23 protein-coding genes are annotated in these 25,005 nt (G+C 67.6%); 17 read left to right on the top strand and 6 right to left on the bottom strand.

What is annotated here, in order from left to right:
* Window positions 1-161 precede the first annotated feature (161 nt).
* Both ACIBK2_RS39905 and ACIBK2_RS39900 read left to right on the top strand, forming a co-directional pair.
* A complete protein-coding gene (locus ACIBK2_RS39905) occupies window positions 162-1,703 on the top strand; it encodes a cytochrome P450 (protein ID WP_396975417.1) in 1,542 nt (513 codons plus the stop codon).
* Between the two features lie 8 nt (window positions 1,704-1,711).
* On the top strand, window positions 1,712-2,455 hold the full coding sequence (locus ACIBK2_RS39900) for a TetR/AcrR family transcriptional regulator (RefSeq protein ID WP_396975415.1): 744 nt from the start codon (window positions 1,712-1,714) through the stop codon (window positions 2,453-2,455).
* Window positions 2,456-2,478: 23 nt separating this feature from the next.
* Here ACIBK2_RS39900 and ACIBK2_RS39895 read toward each other — a convergent pair whose 3' ends face one another.
* Entirely contained in the window at window positions 2,479-3,471 is a 993-nt protein-coding gene (locus ACIBK2_RS39895; RefSeq protein ID WP_396975413.1) for an FAD-dependent oxidoreductase, read from the bottom strand.
* A gap of 109 nt (window positions 3,472-3,580) precedes the next feature.
* Between ACIBK2_RS39895 and ACIBK2_RS39890 the strand changes: the two genes are divergently transcribed.
* On the top strand, window positions 3,581-4,147 hold the full coding sequence (locus ACIBK2_RS39890) for a TetR/AcrR family transcriptional regulator (protein WP_396975411.1): 567 nt from the start codon (window positions 3,581-3,583) through the stop codon (window positions 4,145-4,147).
* Here ACIBK2_RS39890 and pnuC read toward each other — a convergent pair.
* Window positions 4,144-4,860: a nicotinamide riboside transporter PnuC gene (gene pnuC, locus ACIBK2_RS39885; RefSeq protein ID WP_396975682.1), complete on the bottom strand. Its 717-nt coding sequence runs from the start codon at window positions 4,858-4,860 to the stop codon at window positions 4,144-4,146. The two genes, ACIBK2_RS39890 and pnuC, sit on opposite strands and share 4 nt — an antisense overlap.
* Window positions 4,861-4,987: 127 nt before the next feature.
* Here pnuC and ACIBK2_RS39880 point away from each other — a divergent pair, with 127 nt between their 5' ends.
* The 4 genes from ACIBK2_RS39880 to ACIBK2_RS39865 all read left to right on the top strand — a co-directional run bounded on the left by ACIBK2_RS39880 (window position 4,988) and on the right by ACIBK2_RS39865 (window position 8,872).
* Entirely contained in the window at window positions 4,988-5,830 is an 843-nt protein-coding gene (locus tag ACIBK2_RS39880) for an ABC transporter ATP-binding protein (protein WP_396975409.1), read from the top strand.
* Window positions 5,831-5,951: 121 nt separating this feature from the next.
* Entirely contained in the window at window positions 5,952-6,698 is a 747-nt protein-coding gene (locus ACIBK2_RS39875) for an ABC transporter permease (RefSeq protein ID WP_379284398.1), read from the top strand.
* Between the two features lie 181 nt (window positions 6,699-6,879).
* Complete coding sequence (locus tag ACIBK2_RS39870) at window positions 6,880-7,677, top strand: ABC transporter permease (RefSeq protein ID WP_396975406.1); 798 nt, start codon at window positions 6,880-6,882, stop codon at window positions 7,675-7,677.
* Window positions 7,678-7,777: 100 nt separating this feature from the next.
* Window positions 7,778-8,872: an ABC transporter substrate-binding protein gene (locus ACIBK2_RS39865; protein WP_396975404.1), complete on the top strand. Its 1,095-nt coding sequence runs from the start codon at window positions 7,778-7,780 to the stop codon at window positions 8,870-8,872.
* Here the strand turns inward: ACIBK2_RS39865 and ACIBK2_RS39860 are convergent.
* Both ACIBK2_RS39860 and ACIBK2_RS39855 read right to left on the bottom strand, forming a co-directional pair.
* Entirely contained in the window at window positions 8,869-9,900 is a 1,032-nt protein-coding gene (locus ACIBK2_RS39860) for an XdhC family protein (protein ID WP_396975402.1), read from the bottom strand. The genes ACIBK2_RS39865 and ACIBK2_RS39860 overlap by 4 nt on opposite strands.
* Before the next feature lie 13 nt (window positions 9,901-9,913).
* Window positions 9,914-10,513, bottom strand: a complete 600-nt coding sequence (locus ACIBK2_RS39855; RefSeq protein ID WP_396975400.1) for an NTP transferase domain-containing protein — start codon at window positions 10,511-10,513, stop codon at window positions 9,914-9,916.
* Between the two features lie 150 nt (window positions 10,514-10,663).
* Here ACIBK2_RS39855 and uraD point away from each other — a divergent pair, with 150 nt between their 5' ends.
* The 4 genes from uraD to ACIBK2_RS39835 are packed head-to-tail and all read left to right on the top strand — an operon-like array spanning window position 10,664 to window position 13,740.
* Complete coding sequence (gene uraD / locus ACIBK2_RS39850) at window positions 10,664-11,164, top strand: 2-oxo-4-hydroxy-4-carboxy-5-ureidoimidazoline decarboxylase (RefSeq protein WP_396975398.1); 501 nt, start codon at window positions 10,664-10,666, stop codon at window positions 11,162-11,164.
* The gene (gene uraH, locus ACIBK2_RS39845) at window positions 11,161-11,478 is read left to right on the top strand and encodes a hydroxyisourate hydrolase (RefSeq protein WP_379284404.1); all 318 of its coding nucleotides are present in this window, start codon (window positions 11,161-11,163) and stop codon (window positions 11,476-11,478) included. The genes uraD and uraH overlap by 4 nt, the downstream gene beginning before the upstream one ends.
* Window positions 11,479-11,485: 7 nt before the next feature.
* Window positions 11,486-12,391, top strand: a complete 906-nt coding sequence (gene pucL / locus ACIBK2_RS39840; RefSeq protein WP_396975396.1) for a factor-independent urate hydroxylase — start codon at window positions 11,486-11,488, stop codon at window positions 12,389-12,391.
* A complete protein-coding gene (locus ACIBK2_RS39835; protein WP_396975394.1) occupies window positions 12,379-13,740 on the top strand; it encodes an 8-oxoguanine deaminase in 1,362 nt (453 codons plus the stop codon). The genes pucL and ACIBK2_RS39835 overlap by 13 nt, the downstream gene beginning before the upstream one ends.
* 29 nt (window positions 13,741-13,769) lie before the next feature.
* On the opposite strand, the gene ACIBK2_RS39830 is transcribed toward ACIBK2_RS39835, so the two are convergent.
* Entirely contained in the window at window positions 13,770-14,402 is a 633-nt protein-coding gene (locus tag ACIBK2_RS39830) for a M20/M25/M40 family metallo-hydrolase (protein ID WP_396975393.1), read from the bottom strand.
* 696 nt (window positions 14,403-15,098) lie between these two features.
* Between ACIBK2_RS39830 and ACIBK2_RS39825 the strand changes: the two genes are divergently transcribed.
* Genes ACIBK2_RS39825 through puuE form a run of 5 tightly spaced genes read left to right on the top strand, consistent with a single transcriptional unit; the run spans window position 15,099 to window position 21,973 of the window.
* On the top strand, window positions 15,099-15,956 hold the full coding sequence (locus tag ACIBK2_RS39825; protein ID WP_396975391.1) for an FAD binding domain-containing protein: 858 nt from the start codon (window positions 15,099-15,101) through the stop codon (window positions 15,954-15,956).
* Window positions 15,953-18,865 (top strand): molybdopterin-dependent oxidoreductase, encoded by a 2,913-nt coding sequence (locus ACIBK2_RS39820; RefSeq protein ID WP_396975389.1) that lies wholly within the window; start codon window positions 15,953-15,955, stop codon window positions 18,863-18,865. The genes ACIBK2_RS39825 and ACIBK2_RS39820 overlap by 4 nt, the downstream gene beginning before the upstream one ends.
* 38 nt (window positions 18,866-18,903) lie before the next feature.
* Entirely contained in the window at window positions 18,904-20,094 is a 1,191-nt protein-coding gene (locus ACIBK2_RS39815) for a DUF6986 family protein (RefSeq protein WP_396975680.1), read from the top strand.
* The gene (alc, locus tag ACIBK2_RS39810) at window positions 20,091-21,059 is read left to right on the top strand and encodes an allantoicase (RefSeq protein WP_396975387.1); all 969 of its coding nucleotides are present in this window, start codon (window positions 20,091-20,093) and stop codon (window positions 21,057-21,059) included. Before ACIBK2_RS39815 ends, alc begins: the two co-directional genes overlap by 4 nt.
* Window positions 21,056-21,973 (top strand): allantoinase PuuE, encoded by a 918-nt coding sequence (gene puuE, locus ACIBK2_RS39805; RefSeq protein ID WP_396975385.1) that lies wholly within the window; start codon window positions 21,056-21,058, stop codon window positions 21,971-21,973. The genes alc and puuE overlap by 4 nt, the downstream gene beginning before the upstream one ends.
* Window positions 21,974-22,060: 87 nt before the next feature.
* On the opposite strand, the gene ACIBK2_RS39800 is transcribed toward puuE, so the two are convergent.
* Window positions 22,061-23,194, bottom strand: a complete 1,134-nt coding sequence (locus ACIBK2_RS39800; protein WP_396975383.1) for a lipase family protein — start codon at window positions 23,192-23,194, stop codon at window positions 22,061-22,063.
* Between the two features lie 495 nt (window positions 23,195-23,689).
* On the opposite strand from ACIBK2_RS39800, the gene aceA reads away from it, so the two are divergent.
* Window positions 23,690-24,979 (top strand): isocitrate lyase, encoded by a 1,290-nt coding sequence (aceA, locus tag ACIBK2_RS39795; protein ID WP_396975381.1) that lies wholly within the window; start codon window positions 23,690-23,692, stop codon window positions 24,977-24,979.
* The last annotated feature ends 26 nt before the right edge of the window (window positions 24,980-25,005 follow it).

The following is a 25,005-nucleotide window of genomic DNA, read 5'->3' as shown; positions in this document are numbered from 1 at the left end:
GTCGATAACCCCAGCCCGGTAGGCCTTGGATGGCCTGCCGGGCTGTGCTGTGTCGAGGGTAGGAGATCGGTGCCATTCACCCATTGACCGAGTCATCGTGTCTCACTAGTCTGAGTGGGACAGCACGTCCCATATGAGTGTGTAGGCAAGGTGAGCCCGCTATGGCCGATGTTGATTCCGTTGATCCTGTCGTTGATTCGAAGTTGCATCCACCCCGTTGGGCGCCGACGTTCATCCGATGGCACAACACGCCGGTGACCTGGTGGGAGTCGGTGAAGTTGTCGGTGGGGATTCTGCCGAGGGTGCGTGATCACACGGTGCTGGATTACGTGACGAACTTTCCGGGGCAGGATGACGTGCTTGTTGCTCGGGTGCCGTTCGCGAAGTTCGTCATCGTGCGCAGTCCGGAGTTGGCGCGGCATGTGCTGGTGACGAATCAGAACAACTACACGAAGAGCCCGGATTACGACATGCTCGCGGTGGCGTTCGGGCGCGGGCTGGTGACCGATCTGAATGATGAACTGTGGCAGCGTAATCGGCGGCTGGTGCAGCCGATCTTCGCCAAGCGCAACGTGGATGGGTTCGCGCCGGTGATGGTCGAGGCGGCGCGCGATGCCGTGGCGCGGATCCGGGAGCTGTCGGCGGGCGATGGTGTGGTCGATGTCAATGCCGAAATGAACCGGCTCACTTTGGATGTCACGTCGCGGACGATGTTCGGCACCGATATCACCGGGCCGATGTCGGAGGTGGTGCTGTATCGGCTGCTGCGGTTCTTCGGCCGTGGGTTCATGACCAACCTCAGCCATCCGCTGCATCACCTCGCGACCTGGCTGCACAAGCGTGGGCGGCACCGCGATGATGCCGGGAATTCGCGGTTGCCGATGCGGGTGATGCGGGCCGCGGGCTGGGTGATCGAACCGCGCAGCATGCGCGACCTGCGGCACGCCGAGGGCGTGGTCGACGGCTTGATCGCCGATCATCGCGCGGGCCGGATCACCCGTAAGGACAACCTGCTCGCCGCGCTCATCGACGCGTCCGATCCGGAAACCGGCTACCAGTACACCGATCAGGAGATCCACGACGAGCTGATGACGTTCATCGGCGCGGGCATGGAGACCACCGCGACCGCGCTGGCCTGGGTCTGGCAGATGCTTGCCGAGCATCCCGAGGCCCGCGATCGGCTGCGCGACGAGGTCACCTCGGTGCTCGGCTCGCGCCCGGCCACCGCCGCCGACCTCGATCGGCTGCCGTGGACGCAGGCCGTCGTCGCTGAGACCATGCGGGTGCTGCCGCCGGTGGTCGGGTTGGCCAGGACGGCGAAAGCGGCTGACGCGCTGGGCGGTTACCGGATCAAGCCGGGTACCACGGTGATCACGCTGATCCACGGCTCGCACCACAATCACCGGGTGTGGGATCGGCCGGACGAGTTCGATCCGAGCCGGTACCTGCCGGAAAACGTTGAGCGCGAACACAAGCGAGCCACCATGCCGTTCGGCGCGGGCAAAAGAATGTGTGTCGCTTCGGGATTCGCGAACATGGAGGCCGCGCTGGTGGTCGCCACCTTCGCGCAGCAGCTGCAATTCGACGCGGTGTCGGATCAGCGGGTGCGACGGCAGATCTCGTTCACCGGCGGTCCGGACGGCCCGCTGCCGATGCGCCCTCGGTTCCTGCCGGAACTGGAGCGCGCGGACACCGCCGTATAGTCGGATCCGTGAAACCGCCCGCCCACATGCGCAGCCATCGCAGGCGCTCGGGCGGTCAGCGCTGGGACGAACACAATTCGACCAGGCAGACGCAGATCCTCGAGGCGGCCGTCGCGCTGATCGAGGAGCACGGCCCGACCACCGAGGTGTCGATCCAGCAGATCGCCGAGCGCGCCGGACTGGCCCGCTCGGTGGTCTACCGGCAGTTCGACAATCGGGAAGACCTGGACGCCCGGGTGCGCGAGTACATCCTGGATCACTATGTGGCCGAGGTGGAGTCGCTGTTCGTGCTCGACCCGACCCGGACCGCGGAAGAGATGTTCCACGACATCATGCGCCGCGTGGTGAGCTGGGCCGCGGATCATCCGAATATCTACCACTTCGGGCAGAACGGGCCGGTGCACGGGCACTCGACGGGCGAAACCACCCTCACCATCGGCCGACATCGGGTCGCTGAGACGCTGTGGCAACAGTTTTCGTCGTGGACCGGCATGCTCGCCATCGATGTCGAACCGTATCGTCCGCTCGTGTACGGGCTGGTCGGCCTGGTGGAAGGCATTGTCACGCAGTACATCGGTACGCCGGAGGCCGAGCGTCCCGACCCGGAAACCATTTCCCGCATGCTCACCGCCTCGGCCTGGCACCTCTTCGCGGGCCACGCCGCCGACCGCGGCTATCACTTCGACCGGTCCGCCAATATCGCGGAGACGCTAGCCAAGCTGTTTGCCGAGGCTGCGGCGCAGCGAGACTGACAGTGCCGCAGGTATTTTCGGCCTCACACGGCGTAGGTGCTAGGTGTAGCGGCTCCCGTTCGGGCGGACCGCAGTGTGGAGATCGCGGTAATCACGGGTGCCAGCCGGGTCGCTCCGTTGCGCAGCGCGATGCCGGTGCGGGTGGCAGGTAGTAACAGCGCACGGGCGACTCGGCCGGTCGACCAAGTGGGTAGATCGACCTGGCTGACGGCGTCGAAGTACAGATCCTCGGCGGCATACATGCGCTCCAGTAGTTCCGGCAATCGCCAGCCGCCGCCCGAATATGCCTCGGCGACAAGGTGTTTGTGGCTTGCTTGATCCCGGTGATCGAAGCCGGGCACGGCATCGTGCCGGAAGATGAACGCGGCAAGTGCGTGCCCACGCGTCGGATGCACCGAGACGGCTCGGCCCGGCGTGTTGTAGATGACGACTTCCCGATCCGAGCCGACGGGCGCGTCGATCGGCATCGTGGCGACGAACATGCCCTTGTGCCTGACGAATTCGCTCTCCGGCCCGAAGGCCAGGCGCCGGACCGTGGAGTGCTGCCCGTCGGCGCCGATGACCAGGTCGAAGCGCCGGGCAGGCGCATTTCCGAAGGTGACGTCGACGCCCTCGCTGTCCTGGGTGAGGCCGGTAATGGTGTCGCCCCAAACGAATTCGGCGTCTGTGTGACTGGCCTCCAGCAGGATCGCGGCGAGGTCGGCACGCGGTACCTCTACTTCGCGATCACCGCCCGAGCCCTGGAAGGCAGCGAGCGGAACCCGTCCCACCGACTTGCCCGAGCCATCGACGAATGTCATGCGGTCGACGGCCGATCCAGCGGCACGCAGCTGCGGCATGATCCCCATCTGTTCCGCCACCGCCACTGCGGGCCCCTTCACGTCGACCGGATTTCCGCTCGAACGCAACGCCGCCGCGCGCTCCACCACGGTCACCTCGTATCCCCGTCGCGCCAGCCAGTAGGCCAGCGTCGAACCCGCGACACCCGCTCCGGAGATCAGCACTGTCTTGTTCATGGCGACGCCTTCTTCAGCTAACTGGACGAATTTCGTCCGGTTAGCAGTAGCGTACGCTAAACGGAAGGATTTCGTCCAGTTATCCGATATAGCCTGATAGGAGACGCTTATGACGACCGAGGAACTGCGCGCAGACGCCAGAAGCAACCGCGATCAGATCCTCACGGCGGCACTGAGCGTCTTTCGTGAACGCGGAATCGACGTGCCGATGAAGGAGATCGCCGACCGCGCGGGCGTCGGTGTCGGCACGCTGTACCGCCGCTTTCCCGACCGCGACGCGCTGATCTCCGCCACCTCCAGCGCCTACCTGGCCGGGCTCGCGGACACGGCCGCGACGGCATGGCGCGAAGAGCCTGACGCGTGGACTGCGCTCGCCCGATTTCTGCGCGAATGCATCCAAATGGGCGTTGGCGGACTGTCTTCGGCGATAGAGCCCGTCGCGCACACGCGAATCCAGTCGAACCCCAAGCTGATCGAGGTGCGCAGCACCGTCACCGACCTCATCGAGCGTATGACCGCGCAGGCCACAGCGGACGGGGCGCTACGCGACGACATCGGCCCGGCGGACATCGCCAAGCTGATGACGCTCCAGATCTACACTCGCCCAGGCGAATCCCACCCCGAGGCCGTCGATCGAGTCGTCGACATCATGCTCGACGGGCTGCGCGCCCGCTAGTGCGTAGCAGCCAGCGACACGGCGTCGGGTGTGGTCGCCGGGCGAATGCTGCGCATCCAGACCACGAATCCCCAAGCCACGAAGCCCGCGTAGACGAAGTACAGCGTCGCCGACGGGTAATAGCCCGCCTTCACCAACAGCGGGATGCCGACGATGTCGACGGCGATCCAGATGAGCCAGAACTCGGCGAGCCCGCGCGCCATCCCGTAGGTCGCCAGCACCGAGCCGGTGAAGATCCAGGCCTCGGCCCACGGACCATAGGAACCGATCAGCGCGAAGATCTGCGCGAAGGCCACGGTGCCGACGAACATCGCGGCGACCAGCACGAGGCGTTCGCGATTGCTCGCCCAGCGCGGATCGACGCCGCGATGTTCGAGACCGGTTTCGTTGGCGTGCCGATGCCAGCTCCACCAGCCGTAGACGCTGACCGCGACGAACATCAGCTGGCGTCCCGCCTGCCCCGCCATGTTCAGATGCTGCGGAGTATTGAAGACCCCGCCGACGAAAACGGTGAACAACAGCGCGTTCCCGGCGATGCCGATCGGCCACGCCCAGACGCGCCGTCGCATGCCGCCGAGCGCGGAGGCGAGGCCGAAACCGTTGCCGATCACCTCGCGCCAGAGGATCTCCGAGCCTGCGATGTGCAGCTTGGCGTCGAGCAGCGAGATGATCGGGTTCACCTGTGGTGCAACCAGCGCGCAGGCCGATGTCATCCACGTGCCGGACATCGGCTCGGGCTGATCGAAAAACCGGCGCAGACGCGGGTTCGCGTAACGATTGCGAAATCTGGGGTCGCGATTCGCAATATCTGTGCAACGGACCCCTTCTAGGGTGACGTTTATGAGCGCGGAGAGCAGTACCGGGGGGACCGGAATTCACATCAGTGGGTTGACCAAAACCTTCCGAGTCGGTCGTAAGACGGTGGAGGCGCTGGACTCGGTCGACCTGCACACCGAACAGGGAACGTTCCTGTCGTTGCTCGGCCCGTCCGGCTGCGGCAAGTCGACCGTCCTGCGCATCCTCGCGGGCCTGGAAACGCCGAGCGCAGGCAAGACGCTCATCGACGGCCAGACGCCCGCCGAGCTGGTCCGCAGGCACGAACTCGGCATCGCGTTCCAGGACTCGGCGCTGCTGCCGTGGCGTTCGGTCGAGTCGAACATCAAGCTGCCGTTGCAGGTGGCGGGCCTCACGCCGGACCCGGCGCTGATCGCGGACCTGATCCAGCTGGTCGGGCTGGAGGGCTTCGAGAAGGCCAAACCCGCGCAGCTCTCGGGCGGTATGCGCCAGCGCGTCTCGATCGCCAGGGCGCTGGTGGTGAAGCCAACGGTGCTGCTGCTCGACGAGCCGTTCGGCGCGTTGGACGACATGACCAGGCAGCGGCTCAACCTGGAACTGCTGCGGATCTGGACGGAGAAACCGGCGACCACGCTGATGGTCACGCACGGCATCGCCGAGGCGGTGTTCCTCTCCGATGTGGTCGCGGTGATGAGTCCGCGACCGGGCCGGGTGCTGGAACTGGTGGAGATCGATCTGCCGCGCCCGCGCACCCCGGAGATGATGCGCACCCCCGAATTCCACAAGCTGCACGACTATCTGTCGGAGCTGCTGTTCGGGAAGTCCGGCACCGGCGGCGCGCTGGGCACCGCCGCGGGGAAGTCGAGCACGGGCGCGGTGCAGGCATGAACGGACAACGACCGGCGCGCTGTCAGTGGCAGGCGCGACCGGGTTGGCAGCGGGTGCGGCCCCACGGACAGTCGATGCGGTCGGTCGCGCTCTGCGTGCGGCGTGGCCGGGGAGGTCGGGCATGAAGCGAATCGGCGGATTGCTCGGCGTCGCCGGGTTGATCGGGGTGTGGTGGCTGCTCGCGGCGCTCGGTGTCGCGGGTGGCACCGTGCCGAGCCCGTGGACGGTGCTGCACACCATGTACACCGACGGGTGGGGCCTCTACGGGCCGAACTTCCGGATCACCGCGCTCGGCGCGCTGAAGGGATTCCTCTGGGGCAATGGGATGGCCATCGCGTTGGCGATCCTGATCATGCTGATCCCGCAGATCGAATCGTTGGCCACGCAGCTGGCGATTCTGAGCTACTGCACGCCGTTGCTCGCGCTCGGGCCGATCATTCTGGTCGTGTTCGGCGGGCGCACCCCGACGGTGTTCCTGGCCGCGATGTACTGCTTCTTCACCACCATGGTCGGCACCGTGACAGGTTTGCGCTCGGCCGATAGAACAAGCCTCGACCTGGTGCGCGCCTACGGCGGCGGGCGCTGGCAGCAGCTGTACCGGGTGCAGTTGATCTCGGCGTTGCCGAATACGTTCGCGGCGTTGAAGATCGCGGCTCCCTCGGCGGTGCTCGGCGCGATCATCGGCGAGTACCTCGGCGGCGTCGACAGCGGCATCGGAGTCGCACTGACTGCCGCCCAGACGGCCTACAACGTGCCACGCACCTGGGGCATGGCGTTGGCCGCCGCCGCACTGGCCGGCCTCGGCTACGCAGTCGTCGCCCTAGCCGCCCGCGTCGTCGCCCCCTGGACCACCCAGGCGGCGCGATGACCACCGCACCCCCGCGTCCCCGCGCACGAATTCGCTTGGTGCGCAAGAATTCGCCGACGAACTCATGCGCGGCGGCACGAGATGTGCGCGGCGCGCCAGGACGTGCTGTGGCGCGTAGGGATTTGCTGGCGGATTCGTGCGCAGCGGGACGAGATGTGCGCGGCGGCGTGGAGGAGGGGCGATGAAGGTTGTGTGGCGGATCGGGAAGTTTTTGTTTCCGTTGTTGACCTCGTTACTGCTGATGTTGGTGATCTGGTACGTCTTCCTGAAGGCGTTCCCGCAGGTCGGGCCGCGGGTCGGGAAGTCGCCGGAAGACATCTGGCGTTATCTGGTGACCTCGCCCGGTGCGAGTGCCGCGCGCGAGGTGATCATCGACGACTTGCAGATCACGTTGCGGGACGCGGCAATCGGGTTCGGGCTCGGCATGGCGGCGGCGCTGGTGGTCGCCGCGCTGTTCGTGTCGTTCGCCGCGGTGGAGCAGACCTTCCTGCCGGTGGCGATGCTGCTGCGGTCGGTGCCGCTGGTGGTGCTCGCCCCGATCATCGTGCTGGTGTTCGGCCGAGGGCTCGGCGGCGTCGCGGTGCTGGCCGCGATCGTGGTGTTCTTCCCGGCGCTGGTGATGATCATGGCCGGGTTGCGCAACGCGCCGCGGGAGGCGCTGGACCTGGTGGCCGCGTACGGCGGGTCCACATGGACCGGACTGCGGATGGTCGCGGTGCCCGCCGCGCTGCCCTCGGTGTTCGCGGCGGCGCGGATCTCGGTGCCGGGCGCGCTGATCGGTGCGCTGCTCGGCGAATGGCTCGGCAGCGGAACGGGGCTCGGCGCCAGCCTGATTCGGGCCATCCCGACGTTCCAGTACAACCAGCTGTGGTCATCGATCGTCATCGTCACCATCGTTTCGGTGCTGCTCTACGCGATCGTCGGCGTCATCGAGAATCTGGTGCTCGCCCGCTTCGGCGCCGAGGCGGGTAGGTCGTGAGCCCCGTTTTCTGCCCGGAAAACGCGGCGAAATTCGAGCAAATCAATATCCGGAACGTCAAAGTAAAGAAAATGAAACGCAATCGACCTAGATTCGGCGCATGACACCCGTGCAACGCTCTTCGTTCGGGCCGACACTGAACCGACGGTCTCTCCTTCGTTACTCCGCGCTGGCCGGTGCCGCCCTCGGCGGTGCTGGTCTGCTCGCCGCCTGCGGCGACAGTTCCTCCGACTCGTCGGGCGGTTCCACCGCGGACGGCTCGAAATACGGCACCGTGGCGGTGCAGCTGTCCTGGCTGAAGAACATCGAATTCGCCGGCGAGTACTTCGCGGATAGTAAGGGCTATTTCAAGGAAGCCGGTTTCGGCTCGGTCAACCTCATCGCGGGCGGTGCGGCCAGCACCTCGGTGGAGGCCGGGCTGGACACCGGAAAGATCTGGCTCGGCCTGTCCGCCCCGCAGACCACCGCCAAGGCGGTGCTGGAGGGGCTGCCCGGCAAGATCATCGCCACCACCTATCAGAAGAACCCCTTCGCGATCGTCAGCTCGGCCGCCAAGCCGATCAAGACGCCCGAGGACATGAAGGGCAAGAAGATCGGGGTGCAGGACACCAACCAGCTGATCTTCAACGCCCTGCTCACCGCGAACGGCCTGAAGCCGAGCGATGTCACCATCGTGCCCGCCCAGTTCGATCCGTCCCCGCTGGCCAACGGCGAGGTCGACGGCTGGGTCAGCTACGTGACCAACGAGCCGATCACCTTGACCGCCAAGGGATTCGCCAACACCCACTTCCTGTTCGCCGACTACAACCTGCCGCTGACGGCCGAGACGCTCACCGTCAAGCAGTCCACCATCGACAAGGAGCGGGACAAGCTGAAGGCGTTCCTCGTCGCGGAGATCAAGGGCTGGAAGGACGCGGTGGCCAACCCGGCCGAATCGGCCAGGCTCGCGGTCGAGGTGTACGGCAAGGATCAGAAGCTCGACCTGGCCGAGCAGACGAAGGAGGCGCAGGCGCAGAACGATCTGGTCACCTCCGCGGACGCGACCGCCAACGGCCTGCTGACCATGACCGACACACTGATCGAGCAGAACATCACCGCGTTGAAGGCGGCCAAGCTCGATATCAAGGCCGATCAGCTGTTCGATCTGTCGGTGCTGCGCGAGGTATACGCGGAGAACCCGGGCCTGAAGGCTTAACTATTCAGTCCGACAACGGTTTTCAGCGGAGGCTGGGTGCTGTTGTGCAGCGAGTGCCGCCCGGACTGCTCGGTCTTGGCGGCAATCAGCTCGGCGGCGATCGCGACGGCCATCTCGGTGGCGGTGCGCGCGCCGAGGTCGAGTCCGGCGGGGGAATGCAGGCGGGCGAGGGTCGCTTCGGTGAAGCCGCCCGCCCGTAGGTCTTCCATGCGCTGGGTGTGCACGGTGCGCGCACCCATGGCGCCTAGGTAGCCGAGCTCGGGTAGTCGTAGCGCGACGGTGAGCAGCGGGATCTCGAACTTCGGGTCGTGCGACGTGACGACAATGCCTGTGCTGCCGTCGATTTCGCCCGCCGAGGACAGCGTGTTCAGGTATCGGTGCGGCCAGTCGACGACCACCTCGGCGCCGGGGAACTTCTCCGGCATCGCGAAGTTCTCGCGGGAGTCGCAGATGGTGACGCGGTAGCCGAGCAGCCTGGCCTGCACGGTCAGCGCCGCGGCGAAAGAGTTGGCGCCGAAGATGATCAGCCGCGGCGGCGGGGCGAACGACGCGACGAACACATCCGAATCCGGCAGTGCGAGCAGCTCGGTGCCGTGCTTCTTGTCGGTGACCAGGTGCTGGCCGATCAGGTCCGCGTCGGAGTTCCACACGACGGTGAACACGGTGATCCGCCGGTGTGCCGCGATCTCCGCGGCGACGACGGGAAACTCGGGAAAGTGCCTGCGCGAGAACGGTTCAGTGAACACATCCATGGTGCCGTCGCGGTCCGACGCGCCTTCCGCACCGGTAGCCACGCCGTAGCGGTGCATCGCGCGCCGACCCGTGCGAGCGGCCTGCAGGACGGCCTCGTAGGCGATCTCCTCGAGCCCGCCGTCGGTCACCGCGCCGTAGACGCCACCGTCCGGATCGACCAGCATCGCCGAGCCGATCGGCAGGGACGCGGAGCCCCCGGTGCGCACGATGGTGGCCAGCCCACCGGTCCGCCCGGAATGCCAAACCCGCAGTAGGTCATCAACGATGTCCCGCATCAGCTCGCTCCGATCAGCGTGCGGACGAGGCCGGGTAATCACGATCGACGCCCGTCGCCAAATCGTCGCACGTGACGCACACCATATCTGCCTTGCGTGACAAATAGTTGCGCGCGCCCGAATCTCCTACGGCCTCCTGACATATCGAGGTCCAGTGCTTGTGCGCGACCACAACAGGGTGCCCCGGTGTGTTGTGGAACACAGCGCGGGCGAGGCCGCTGGACGCGGCGAAGGCCGCGGCGGTGACCCTGGCGACCACATCGGCGCCGACGTCCGGGGTATCCACCGGCATGATCGCGGCGTAGCGCGCCGGGGTGCGCGCGGCGGCGATGAGCCCGGCCCGGACCGACGCGGCGAGCCCGGTGGCCCAGTCCGCCGCCCAGACGTGTTGGACGCCGGCCGGGAGGTCGAGCAGGGCCGGATCGGGGCCGGTGGCGCCGAGCACCACGATCACCGGATCGCACCCGCCCTCGCGCAGCGCGGCCACCGCGCCGCGCAGCCAGGCACCGCCCTCGGCCAGGGCTTTGGGCCGTCCGTAGCGTGTTCCGGCGCCCGCGGCGAGCACGATGCCCGCGCAGACGGGCGGGACGGCCGGGCGATCGGGTACAGCCATGGTGACGACGGTAGTCCGGAACCGCTGTCCGCGCGTGTCGGAAGAGTGCTGCTCACGGACCTGTCCGGCCGCTTTCGTTGCGGCGACACGCCGGGGGTGATTCATCTCTTTCGGGTGGCGGCCGGGCGGGTCGTATTCGATGCTGGTCCGATGACAGACGACGGGGCGGGCCTGGCCGGGTTCGACGCGATGCCCGACAACGCGGCCACCGAGGCATTGCTCGCGTGTTGCTCTTCGCCCGAGTGGGCGCGGGCGCTGGTGGCGGGGCGGCCGTACCCGAGCGTCGACGCGCTGCTGGACGCCGCCGACACCGTGCTGGCCGGGCTGCCCGAGTCCGAGATCGACCGAGCCCTGGCCGGGCATCCGCGGATCGGCGAGCGACCGGACACCGCGGCCTCGGCGCGTGAGCAAGCCGGCGTCGCCACGGCCGAGGACGCGGTACGGTCGGCGCTCGCGGCCGGAAACCGGGCCTACGAGGCGCGGTTCGGTCATATCTATCTGGTGTGCGCGAGCGGCAGATCGGGCAGCGAGCTGCTCGCGATCCTCGAGGAACGACTCGGCAACGAGGCCGAGACCGAAAGGCGGGTCATGCGAACAGAACTGGCGAAGATCAATCGAATCCGGTTGCGCGCGTTGCTGGCGGACCGATGAGCTCGCTGAGCACGCACGTGCTGGACGCGGTGCGTGGCGCGCCCGCGCAGCAGGTCGCGGTGACGTTGTATCGCGGTGCCGAGCAGCTGGATTCGGGCACGACCGATGCGGACGGCCGGATCGGCGCGCTGGGCGGCGCGCTCCCGGCGGGTACCTATCGGCTGGTGTTCGCCACCGGCCCCTACTTCGCCGGACAACAGGTCGACACCTTCTACCCCGAGGTCTCGGTGACGTTCGCGGTCACCGAGGAGCGGCACTACCACGTCCCGCTGTTGCTGTCGCCCTTTGCCTTTTCCACCTATCGAGGGAGCTGAACCGAGCATGGAACTGACCGGGCCGATCGTGCTGTCCGACCACCGATACGGCAAGGCCGAGAACCGGATCGTCCGGATCTGGCGGCAGCACGCGCGCCACGAGATCCGCGACGTGAACGTGTCCACCGTGCTGCGCGGCGACTTCGCCGACGCCTACGTCGCCGGTGATCAGCGCAAGGTGCTACCCACCGACACGCAGAAGCAGACCGCGTACGCCTACGCGAAACAGCCTGGGCTACAAACGATCGAGGACTACGCGCTGGCGCTGGCCGGTCATTTCGTCGACGACGTCGAGCCGGTGACCAGCGCGCGGATCGAGATCGACGAGTATGCCTGGCAACGGGTTTCGGTCGACGGCCGCGAACACGACTACACGTGGGTCCGGCAGGGTCCCGAGGTGCGCACCGCGGCGGTCACCGTGGCGGGCAAGGGCGCCGACCGGCAGGCCTGGGTGATCGGCGGGGTGAAGGACCTGACCATTCTGAAGTCGACCGGCTCGGAGTTCGCCGACTTCCTGACCGACGAATTCACCGTGCTGGCCCCGACGCACGACCGGATGCTGGCCACCTCGCTCGTGGTGGAATGGCGTTTCGCGGGCAGCACCGACATCGCCTGGGACGAGGTGTACGCCGGTGTCCGGGCGCGGTTGGTCGAGACGTTCGCGACGCAGCACTCGAAGGCGTTGCAGCAGACCCTGTTCGAGATGGGCAAGGCCGCGCTGGAGGCGTACCCGGTGCTCGCCGAGATCCGGTTGGCCGCGCCGAACAAGCACCACTTCGACTACGACCTGGCTCGCTTCGGCATCGAGAACAACGGCGAGGTGTACCACGCCGCCGACCGCCCGTACGGCCTGATCCACGCGACCGTGCAGCGCGCCGACGCACCGGAGGCAGGGCCCGCATGGACACAGTGACAGTCATCGAGGGCTGTGCCGTCGCGACGGTCGACTCGGCCGGCACCGAATATCGCGACGGTTATGTGGTGTTGCGCGGCAACAGGATCGAGGCCGTCGGCTCAGGCGTGGCGCCTGTCATCGATGGCTCAGTGCACCGCATCGACGGTCGTGGCTGTCTGCTGACTCCCGGCCTGGTGAACACGCACCACCACCTCTACCAGTGGATCACCCGGGGTCTCGCCGCGGACAACACGCTGTTCGAGTGGCTCACCACGCTCTATCCCATTTGGGCAGGTATCGATGAGGAAGCGGTCCGGATCGCGGCGACCGGCGGGCTGGCCGCGCTGGCCCGTACCGGCTGCACCACCACGACGGACCATCACTATGTGTTCCCGCGCGAGGGCGGGGACCTGCTCGGCGCCGAGATCGCCGCGGCGGCCGAGGTGGGCTTGCGCTTCCATCCGTGCCGCGGCTCGATGGATCTCGGTGCCAGTTCGGGCGGGCTGCCGCCCGATCACGTGGTGCAGACCTTGGACGACATCCTGGCCGACAGCGCAGCGGCCATTGCCCGCCACCATGATTCGTCGTTCGACTCGATGTTGCGCATCGCGCTGGCCCCGTGCTCGCCGTTCTCGGTGACGCCGGAGCTGCTGCGCGAGTCGGCCGTGCTGGCGCGCGAGTCGGGGGTGCGGCTGCACACCCATGTCGCCGAGACGATCGACGAACAGGACTACTGCGCCGAAACATTCGGCTGTACGCCGGCGCAGTACATGGAGCGGCTCGGCTGGGTCGGCTCGGACGTCTGGTGGGCGCACGCGATCCACCTGGACGACTCCGCGATCGAGACCATGGCGAAAACCGGTACCGGAGTGGCACATTGCCCCACCTCGAACGCGCGGATCGGCGCGGGTATCGCGCGTACCGCGGATCTGGTGCACGCCGGTGTGCCGGTCGGTCTCGGGGTGGACGGGGCGGCGAGCAACGAGTCCAGCTCGATGATCGAGGAACCGCGTAACGCCCTGTTCTTCGCACGCAACAAGGGCGGTCCGCGCGCGATGACCGTGCGAACGTCGTTGGCGCTGGCCACCATCGGCGGCGCGCGGGTGCTCGGCCGCGCCGCCGAGATCGGCTCCATCGAGGTGGGCAAGCTGGCCGACCTAGCCCTCTGGCGCCTGGACACCCCCGCCCACGCAGGCATCGCCGACCCGGTGACCGCCCTGATTCTCGGCGCGGCCCCACCCCTCGCGGCATTGATCGTGAACGGACGCGAGGTCGTTCGGGATGGACAGCTGCGAACCATCGACGAGGATGCCGTCGGAACACAAGTGGCCATGGCGCAGGCCGCGCTGGTCGCCAAGGCCGGATAGCGCGGGCTCGATGAATGATCGGCTAGGGCTCAGCCGCCGTGGCGTTCCGCCAGCAGGGCGAGGGAGTCTGCGCGGGCGCGCATTTCGCTGATCAGGACGTGTGGTTCGGCGCCGGTTGTGCTGCCGCAGGGGGTGAGGGCGGGGACGACGGTCGCTTTGGCGGTGAGGCCGCTGTGCAGGGCGTGGCGGGTGCCGAGGTTGTCCTGTAGGCCGCCGACCGTGAACTGGAGCAGGATGGGGTGGAGCAGGGGTATTCCGCTGCGGCGAAGCATGATCGCGGCGCCGAGGATGGCGGCGAGGCCACCCTTCATCTTGTGCAGGCCTGCGCCGTAGAGGCGGTCGCCGTCGCGCCGGGCGGTGAACGGATCGCGCGGTGAGTGCCGGTCGAGTGGGTCCATGTCGAGGTGGCCACCGAGTAGCAGTGCGGGGGTGCCGCGTTCCGGGCCGAGGCGCGCGATGGTTTGTAATCGTCCCGGCTCGACCTCTTGGTAGTAGGAACGAATATCGTTGCGGCGCAGAGTATTCCGGACGTGGCAGGCTAGCGCGGTTTCTTTTCCGGTGAAGGAAGGGACGGCGGTGAGGCCGGCGGCCAGGCGGATCAGCTCTTCGTCGGGGAGCAGGCGGTGCAGCTGATCGGCGAAGGTGGTGGTTGAGCTGATCACGCCGGTGGGTTCCGATCGAGAGGATCTTGCGCGGGTCGGTCGGTACTGTCGCGGAGCGCAGGGCTCGCCATCGGCAGTGTGTTTGTCGAGAAATGGGGGCTCGTTCGGGAAACAGTGGCGAGCGGCGCCTGCTGATTGGCGTTGATCGGTCGCCCTTCCGCGTCGGGACGTTGCGGCCCGCAGCGGGGCTGTCGACCGCGTAAGTCGGTGAGGGATGGCTCGACCGTGGCGTGGGAAATCTCACACCCGGGCGGGTCGCGATGGACACTAATCATCCGGCGGCCCGGTGTCGAGTGTGTGGCGTGCCCGACCTGGTGTGTCGACGACGCACCGTGAATTCGAGGCTTGGTGTGTCGCATGGGTGGCAGTGTCCGTGGCTCGGGGTTTGTCGGTGTCTCGGTGTGGTGCTTGGTGCTCGGCATACGCAAACCGTCCGGTCGTGAGGTGGCGTCGGGCCTGTTCACAGGATGTGCGGGATACTGGAACGATGCCGCCTCTGACTGTACGGAGCCGGGTGGGATGGATGCCGGGCGTGGTCGAGGGTACTTCGGAGGTCCGCAGGGGCGGAAATGGCCGGTTACGCGGCGTCGCGAGTCGGGCGGGTAACGGTTGCGCAAACTGGCGTGGATGTTGCGCAACATTGCGGCAACTCCACACTCCTAGGGTGGCCGCAGAGGCAGCGGAGTGAGGTGAGACGTGGACCTGGACACGATCCGGGAGTTGGTGCTGGCGCGGGAGCGGGCGGACCTGGGTGCGATCGGTGAATCGTGCGCGGTGCTCGCGGGCGGGACCTTTCTCTTTTCCGAGCCGCAGAATCACCTGGACCGGCTGGTCGACATCACCGCTCTCGGCTGGCCCGCGTTCACCGCTGGGCCGGACGGGCTGGAGATCGCGGCCACCTGCACGCTGGCCGAATTCGCCAGTGCCGCGCCGGGGCGTGAGCTCGGTGCGCCGGTGTTGCGCGAACAGTGGCCGGGGACAAGGTTGTTCGCGCAAGGGTGTCGGGCATTGCTTGCGTCGCACAAGATCTGGCGCACGGCGACGGTGGGCGGCAACGTCTGTTTGTCACTGCCTGCCGGTGCGGTGCTCGCGGCGCTGACCGCGCTCGACGGCGTCGCGCTGGTGTGGGGGCCGGATGGGGTGGATCGTCGGGTTCCGTTGCGGGAGTTCGTGCTCGGTCCCGGTCTGAATGTACTGCGGCCCGGCGAGGTGCTGCGCTCGATCACGGTGCCGACCTCGAGTCTGCTGGCGCACACGAGCTTTCGGAAGGTCGCGCTCGCGCCGCTCGGCCGGTCCGGATCCGTGGTGATGGGGCGGCGCGATCCGGATGGTCGCTGCGTGGTCACCATTACCGCCGCCACTGACCGGCCCGTCGTGCTGGATTTCGTTGCGGCGCCAAGTGATGCGGAGATCGATGCGGTGCTCGCGGAGATAGATCCGCTGCTGTGGTTCAACGACCCGCACGGCACACCTGACTGGCGCCGGCACGTCACCGGCGTACTCGCTCGCGAGGTAGCCGCCGAGCTACGCGCGCCGGATCGGAAGCGACTATGAAATTCGAAGTCGACGGTCGTCCCGTCGAAGCCGAACCGCGCGCCGGCCAATGCCTGCGCACCCTGCTCCGTGAACAAGGCACACTGTCCGTCAAAAAGGGCTGCGACACAGGCGATTGCGGAGCCTGCTCGGTACAGCTCGACGGAATGACCGTGCACTCCTGCCTCATCCCGGCCCACCGCGCGGCCGACCGCGCGATCACCACCGCGGCGGGGCTCGGCACCGCCGAAGAGCCGCATCCGATCCAGCGCCGCTTCGTCGAGAACGCCGCCTTCCAGTGCGGGTTCTGTACTGCGGGAATGGTCGTGACCGCCGCAGGTCTCGGCTGCGGAACATCCGTGTGTGGATCGGCGGCCGACGTAGCGGCGCCGAGTGCTTTCGCCACGGCTGAACGTTCCGACACCGAGTTGGCTGAGCTGATGAAGGGAAACCTGTGTCGCTGCACCGGTTATCGATCGATCGCCGAGGCACTGGCCGGTGGGCGAGCCGACGACCCTGAAGGGGGCGATGCGATCGAGAGTGCTGCCGCTGTCGGAATTGGCTCGGGCAGTGGCGGATCGGGTCATGCTGTCACCGGACGAGCGGGTAGTGGAGTTGGTGCTCCTGCCGGTCCGCGGATCGTGCGCGGGATGGAGCCGTTCACCTTTGATATCCGACCAGGTGCTGCGCGAACGGACGCGAACGGTGTGACAGGTGGAACTTCCGCGAGTTCGCCTGGGGAACCGGAGATCTCGCCACCCACCGCACCACTGCACCTCGCGGTGCTGGCCAGTCCGCACGCGCACGCGCGCATCGTGTCCATCGATACGTCTGCCGCCGAGGCGCTGCCCGGTGTGCACGCGGTGCTCACCTACCGGGATGCGCCGGACGTGGCGTTTTCCACCGCGCGGCACGAGTTGCGGGAGGACGATCCGGACGACACCTACGTGCTCGATCGGACGATGCGTTTCGTCGGACAGCGGGTCGCGGCGGTGGTCGCGGAGAGTTCGGCGGCCGCACGTGCGGGTTGCCGGGCACTGCGGGTCGAGTACGAGGTGTTGCCCGCCGTGTTCGATCCGGCTGCGGCGTTGGCACCGGAGGCACCGAAACTGCATGGGGAGAAACCGGATTCGGCGCGGATCGCGGACGTCGACCGCAACCTGATCGCCGAGGTGCACGGCGAGGTCGGCGATGTGACGACCGGTCTCGCGGCGGCGGCGAAAGTGGTGCGCGGCGTGTGGCATTCGCCGCGTGGGCAGCACGTGCATCTGGAGACGCATGGCGGGATCGGCTGGCTCGACGCGGACGGCAGGCTGGTCGTCCGGTGCAGCACGCAGGTGCCGTTCCTGGTGCGGGACGAGCTGTGTCAGGTGTTCGGGCTGCGGCGCGAGCAGGTGCGGGTGTTCGCCACCCGGGTCGGCGGCGGGTTCGGCGCCAAGCAGGAGATGCTGGCCGAGGATCTGATCGCCTTGGCGGTGCTGCGGACCGGGCGGCCGGTGCAGTACGAATTCACCAGGGCCGACGAATTCGCCTCCGCCACCTGCCGTCACCCGATGCGGGTCGCGGTGACCGCGGGCGCCGATGCGAACGGCGTGCTGACCGCGCTGGCGGTCGACGTGCTCGCCGACGCGGGCGCGTACGGCAATCACAGTGCGGGCGTGATGTTCCACGGCGTCGGGGAGTCGGTCGGCGTCTACCGCTGCGCCAATAAGCGGGTCGACGCGCAAGCGGTGTACACCAACAACATTCCGTCCGGCGCGTTCCGCGGCTACGGGCTCGGGCAGGTCATCTTCGGCATCGAGTCCGCGCTGGACGATCTCGCGCGCGAGATCGGCGTCGACCCGTTCGAATTCCGGCGCCGCAACGTGGTGGTCCCCGGCGACGAGTTCGTCGGCGCCGAGGTGGACGAGAGCGACCTGTCGTTCGGCAGCTACGGCCTCGACCAGTGCATCGACCTGGCCGAACGAGCGCTGTTGCGGGGCAACGGAGTACCGGCTCCCGGGCCGGAATGGCGAGTCGGCACCGGCATGGCGGTGGCGATGATCGCGACCATCCCGCCGCGCGGGCACGCGGCCGACGCCACCATCACCCTGCTGCCCGACGGCCGGTACGAACTCCGGGTCGGCACCGCGGAATTCGGCAACGGCACCACCACGGTGCATGCCCAGCTCGCGGCGTCGGCGTTGGAGACCGATGCGGTGCGCATCGTGGTCCGGCAATCCGACACCGACCTGGTCGGGCACGACACGGGCGCGTTCGGCTCCACCGGAATCGTGGTGGCGGGCAAAGCAACCTACGCGGCGGCGCTCGAATTGCGCAGGCTGCTGCTGGCCAGGGCGGCGAAGCTGGCCGGACTGCCCGAGCGCGACTGTGTGCTCGAGTCCGACGGAGTCCGTTGCGGCGACCAGGTATTCGGCGTCGGCGAATTGCTGGCCGACGGCGACCTGATCGCGCACGGCGAGCACTCGGGCACCCCGCGATCGGTGAGCTTCAACGTGCACGCGTTCCGGGTCGCCGTGCATCAGGACACCGGCTCGCTGCGCATCCTGCAGTCGATCCAAGCCGCCGACGCAGGCACCGTGCTCAATCCGGTGCAGTGTCGCGGCCAGGTGGAGGGCGGCGTCGCGCAGGCCATCGGCACGGCGCTCTACGAGGACATGCGCAGCGAGCTCGGCGTCGTCACCACCCAGTCGCTGCGGCACTACCACATTCCGCAGTTCGCCGACGTGCCGCGCACCGAGGTGTACTTCGCCGACACCGCCGACGAGTTCGGCCCGCTCGGCGCCAAGTCGATGAGTGAATCCCCGTACAACCCGGTCGCCCCCGCCTTGGCGAACGCGATACGGGATGCTGTCGGGGTGCGGCCGGATCGGCTGCCGATGACCGCCGATCGGATCTGGCGGTCCATGCAGGAAGGAGACCAGCGGTGACACGGTTGCCGGAGGATGTCCGGGTCAGGATCGATGCGATGCTGGACACCGTCGATGCCGAGCTGCGCACGCGCTACCCGGGACCGGACGGACGAGCACAGCCGATTCACACGGCGTATGTCCCGGCCGACCGGATTCGCGAGGACACGCCGCCCGTCTGGGGTGCCGCGGCGATCGAACTGCTCGACCGGCATTACGACCTGCTGTCCGAGCTGGATTCGACCGGCTCGCTGCCCGATGTGCGCAAGCGCCTCGAGCAGGATCCGATCCAAGATCTGCGCATCGACTTCGAGGACGGCTACGGGTTCCGCTCGGATTCGGAGGAGGACGAGGCGGCCACCGCGGCGGGTGCGGTGCTGGCGACCTGGGCGTACACGCCGTATCGCCCGCAGAGCTATGGCATCAGGACCAAGGGCCTGGCGATCGGCGAGCGGAACCGCACGTTGCGCACGCTCGAACTGGTGTTGGCGGCCATGGTCGACGTACCAGCTGGTTTCGTGTTCACCGTCCCCAAGATCCGTGCGGCGGAGCAGGTTCCGGCGCTGGTCGCGCTGTGTGAGGGACTGGAGAGCGGCTACGGCCTCGCCGCCGGCACGCTCCGCTTCGAGCTGCAGATCGAGAGCCCGCAGGCGATCATCGCCGCCGACGGCACCGCGCCGATCGCGCGCATGATCGGGCTGGCCGGCGGGCGCTGCAGCGCATTGCATTTCGGCACCTACGACTACACCGCCGCGTGCGGTGTCGCCGCGCCGGACCAGGCCCTCGATCACCCGGCCGCTGATTACGCGAAGGCGGTCATGCAGGTCGCCGCCGCGCAGACCGGCGTGTGGGTGTGTGACGGCTCCACCCAGATCGTGCCCGACACCGAACCGGAAGCGGCGCTGCGCAACCACCACCGCTTGGTCAGCCGGTCGCTGAAACATGGCTACTACCAGGGTTGGGATATGCACCCCGGCCACCTGATCACTCGCTGGCTGGCGACCTACGACTTCTTCCGGCAGGCGATCGACGTGGCCGTGCCGCGACTGCAGGCGTACCTGGATCGTCGATCGGGCGGCGTCATGGACGAACCGGCCACCGCGGAAGCCTTGGCGTCCACCGTTTTACGCGGCGTGGAGTGCGGTGCGCGCACCGCCGAGGACCTTGCCGCCCGAGCGCCCGAATTGTCACCGGCGGTGTTGCGTGCGCTGGTCACCCGTTCGCCGATTCCCCAGGAGGTGCGGTCGTGACCGACCCGCAAGAGTTCACCCTGCTCCCCGACCTCGCGGTTCGCCCGCTCGGCGGCTCGGTGATCTGGGCCAACGACGAATTCTTCGCGGAGAAGGAGAATTTGGTCAACCCGGACCCGGCCGAATATCAGCCGTCGACCTTCGGGCATAAGGGCCAGGTCTACGACGGCTGGGAAACCCGCAGGCACCGCGGCCGACCCGGCGACGACTCCGCCATCGTGCGGCTGGGCGTGCCCGGCGTGATCCGCGGCATCGTGGTCGATACCGCCTGGTTCAAAGGCAACTACCCGCCCGCGGTCTCGGTGGCGGCGTTGGAGGTCGTCGACTATCCGACCGCGGAAAGTATTGCCGCACGTGACGATTGGGAGACCCTGATCGATCACGCGCCGGTCGCCGGGGACAGCCGGAACCCGTTCGTCGTCGCGAGCGAACGGCGATGGACCCACGTCAAACTCACCATGCATCCCGACGGAGGTGTGGCGCGGCTTCGCGTGCACGGCGAGGGCAGCCCCGATCCGCGCCTGCTCGGCCTCGGACCACTCGACCTGGCAGCACTGGAAAACGGTGCGCTGGTAGTTGATTGCTCCAACCGCTTCTACAGCTCGCCGAATCAGCTGTTGTATCCCGGGCTGGCCCGGCGGATGGGCGACGGCTGGGAGACCGCCCGCCGCCGCGACGACGGCAACGACTGGGTACAAATCCGGCTTGCCGGACCCGGCCTGATCCGGCTCGCCGAGATCGACACCTCCTACTTCCTCGGCAACAGTCCGGGCGCCGCCCGGCTCACCGGCCGCACCAACGACGGCACCGAGCTCGAATTGCTTCCGCGCACCGAGCTTTTGCCCGACACCAGGCATCAGTTCGCGATCGCGCCGATGGCGGCCTCGGTGGAGGAGGTCCGCCTGGACATCTATCCCGACGGTGGCCTTGCACGGCTGCGTCTGTACGGAGAGCTCGGCGGATGAGCGCGCCGTACGAGCCTGCTCGCGAATTCATCGGATACGGCCAGCATCCGCCCGACCCGCAATGGCCCGGTGGCGCGCGGATCGCCGTGCAATTCGTGCTGAACTACGAGGAGGGCGGCGAGAACAACGTCCTCGACGGCGACCCGGCCTCGGAGACCTTCCTCTCGGAAATGACTCCGGCGCAAGCCTTTCCGAACCGGCACATGAGCATGGAGTCGCTCTACGAGTACGGTTCCCGTGCCGGACTCTGGCGTGTTCTGCGCGCCTTCGAACGCCGCGACCTGCCGCTGACCATCTTCGCCGTCGCGCACGCCATGCAGCGAAACCCGGAGGCGGTAGCCGCTTTTCGCGAACTCGGCCACGAGATCGCCAGCCACGGCCTGCGCTGGAAGTCCTACCAGCTCACCGACCGCGACACCGAACGCGCGGACATGGCCGAGGCGGTGCGCCTGCTCACCGAGCTCACCGGCGCCGCGCCGCTGGGCTGGTACACCGGCCGCGACTCACCGAACACCCGCGAACTGGTGGTCGAGCACGGCGGCTTCGTCTATGACTCCGACTCCTACGCCGACGACCTGCCCTACTGGGTCACCGTGCACGGCCACGACCACCTGGTGGTGCCCTACACCCTGGACACCAACGACATGCGCTTCGCCTCGCCCGCCGGTTTCCCTACCGGCGAGCAGTTCTTCGCCCACCTGCGCGACGCCTTCGACGTGCTGTATCGCGAAGGCGCGGAAGGCAATCCGAAGATGCTGTCGATCGGCCTGCACTGCCGCATCGTCGGCCGCCCGGCCAGAATCGCGGCGCTGGAACGCTTCCTGGACCATGTCCAATCCCACGATCAGGTGTGGATCACCCGCCGCATCGACATCGCCGAACACTGGCGCAAGGTCCACCCGGCGCGACCCTGACGGTCAACTGGTCTGCGTAATCACCAGTCTGTCCGGCTAGACCCGATGCGCGGCCGGGCGCGAGGGCTGGCCGCGCACGCCAGGGGATCAGCCGAACAAACCACGCACGAACGGCACCGAATCCGGCAGCGATGCGTTCACCGTCCCGCTGTGGTCCTCGGGGTAGGTGTGCAACTGAACCGGCTGTCCGTTCGCCTGCAGCACCGCGGCGAACCGCAGCGTCTCCGGGGTGATGACGTCGGTGTCGCGCAGACCCTGGCCCATGAACAGCGGCTTGTCGTAGCCGGATTCGGGCAGCCCGAGGTAGCGGGTGAGCAGTCCGTGTAGGTCGGGGATCTGTGCCAGCGGCTTGGTGAACAGGTTGCCCACCACCACGCCTGCCGCGCCGAGCTCGTCGCCGAGCGGGACGAGGCACTCCTCGCGCGCCTTGGCCAGCCAGGAGCGGCCCGCGTCGGTGAGGAACGAGTCGATGTTCAGCTCCGGGTAGGTGGTGCGCAGCCCGTTGAGGATGTAGAGCAGATAGCCCGTGGTGTGCGGACTGAGCTTCACCGGCGGCATATTCGGGCCGAGTGGCACCAGAATGTCCTCGATATAGGCCGGTACGCCGGTGCCGACCGCGCCGCGGTAGTCGAGTTCCGGACCACCGAATTCGGTGGCGTAGCGCGCGGTGTAGACGGCAGCGCCGCCGCCCTGCGACTGGCCGACCACCACCCATTTCTTCGCCAGCGACGAATACTGCCGGGTCGCCGCCTTTACGGCGTCCACCACGTTGTGCGCTTCGACGATCCCGTTGAGGTAGGGATGTTCACCCGGCGTGCCGAGCCCGGCGTAATCGGCGGCGACGATCGCATAACCCTGCTGTAGCCAGGTGCCGAGGTACGCCCAGTCGCGTTCGACCGCGCCCGGCCCGGCGATGCTGTACGCGCAGTCGTCGCCGAGTCCGACGGTGCCGTGCGCCCACGCGATGACCGGCCAGCCACCCGGCGGCGGCGCGCCCGGCGGGAAGTAGACCGCCGCGCTCGCGGTGGTCGGCACGTCGTTGGCCGTGGTCGAGCTGTACAGGATGCGGGTCGAATTCACCGCGCCCGGTGGCGTGGCGGCCGGTGCCAGCGGCGCGACCGATTCGACCGTGCCGACGGGCGCGGCCGTCGCGACGGGCAGATTCAACAGGCCTGCGGTGCAGGCAAGGGTGAACGCGGCGGCGATGACCGATTTCCGCATGGGATCTCCTGTCCGGGTGCACGTGGGTGCCGTGGCTTCCCGAGGGAAGCCGGACGCATGTCCAAGTTCAGATTCGCCCCAGTCTGCCCGAACCGGTGTCCGCCGCCCACGCGCGGGTGGCGTAGGCCACACGGGCGGCACCTGCCCGGACTTGTGAACGTCCTCACAACCCGGAATGAATGGCCGCGCGGCAGGCCGATACGCGGCCGATCTCTAACAGTACGGGCGTTACGCTAAAACCGCATGTCAGGGCTACTTGCCGGTAGGTTCCATGTTTGCAATTTGCTCGCAAATTTCGCAGAGTTAGCAAACGAGGATCGAAACCTAGCTTAGATTCACATTAGCAACAGGTAGACGGCCATTTCGCATTGTGCAATCGTGTGGAAGTACACCCCATGGGCCTAGCAAGCCTGCAAATTGCCGCTCCAGCAGTTCGAGCTGTTTCACCGCTCGGCCGTGGGGCAATCGACTTAAAACGAGGAAGTGGAGTCAGAGATGTCGAACGCCGGCACCCCGAAGACCGCTGCGGAAATCCAGCAGGACTGGGACACCAACCCCCGCTGGAAGGGCGTCACCCGTAACTACACCGCCGAGCAGGTGTCGAAGCTCCAGGGCACCGTCGTCGAAGAGGCAACTCTCGCTCGTCGCGGTTCGGAGATCCTCTGGGATCTCGTGAACAACGAGGACTACATCAACTCGCTGGGCGCCCTCACCGGCAACCAGGCGGTCCAGCAGGTCCGCGCCGGCCTCAAGGCCATCTACCTGTCCGGTTGGCAGGTCGCCGGTGACGCGAACCTGTCCGGCCACACCTACCCGGACCAGAGCCTCTACCCGGCCAACTCGGTCCCGAGCGTCGTGCGTCGCATCAACAACGCGCTGCTGCGCGCCGACGAGATCGCCAAGGTCGAGGGCGACGATTCGGTCAAGAACTGGCTCGCCCCGATCGTCGCCGACGCCGAGGCCGGCTTCGGTGGCGCGCTGAACGCCTACGAGCTGCAGAAGGCCATGATCGCGGCCGGCGCCGCTGGCGTGCACTGGGAAGACCAGCTCGCCTCGGAGAAGAAGTGCGGCCACCTCGGTGGCAAGGTGCTGATCCCCACCCAGCAGCACATCCGCACGCTGACCTCCGCGCGCCTGGCCGCCGACGTCGCCGACGTGCCGTCGGTGATCATCGCCCGCACCGACGCCGAGGCCGCCACCCTGATCACCTCCGACGTGGACGAGCGCGACCGGGAGTTCCTCGACGGCACCCGCACCGCCGAGGGCTTCTACGGTGTGAAGAACGGCATCGACCCCTGCATCGCCCGGGCCAAGGCCTACGCCCCGTACTCCGACCTCATCTGGATGGAGACCGGCGTGCCGGACCTCGAGGTCGCGCGCAAGTTCGCCGAGGCCGTCCGTGGCGAGTTCCCGGACCAGCTGCTGGCCTACAACTGCTCGCCGTCCTTCAACTGGAAGGCCCACCTGGACGACGCGACCATCGCGAAGTTCCAGCGTGAGCTCGGCGCGATGGGCTTCAAGTTCCAGTTCATCACGCTGGCCGGCTTCCACTCGCTCAACTACGGCATGTTCGACCTGGCCTACGGCTACGCCCGCGAGGGCATGACGGCCTTCGTCGACCTGCAGGAGCGCGAGTTCAAGGCCGCCACCGAGCGTGGCTTCACCGCCGTCAAGCACCAGCGTGAGGTCGGTGCCGGCTACTTCGACACCATCGCAACCACCGTCGACCCGAACACGTCCACCGCGGCGCTGAAGGGCTCGACCGAAGAGGGCCAGTTCCACTGAGCCACTGATGGGGAGTTGATTGAGTT

The organism is Nocardia sp. NPDC050175 (genome assembly GCF_044459885.1).
Classification (GTDB): domain Bacteria; phylum Actinomycetota; class Actinomycetes; order Mycobacteriales; family Mycobacteriaceae; genus Nocardia.
Note: the sequence above shows the minus strand (reverse complement) of the source record. Positions and strands in the feature narration are given on the sequence as shown.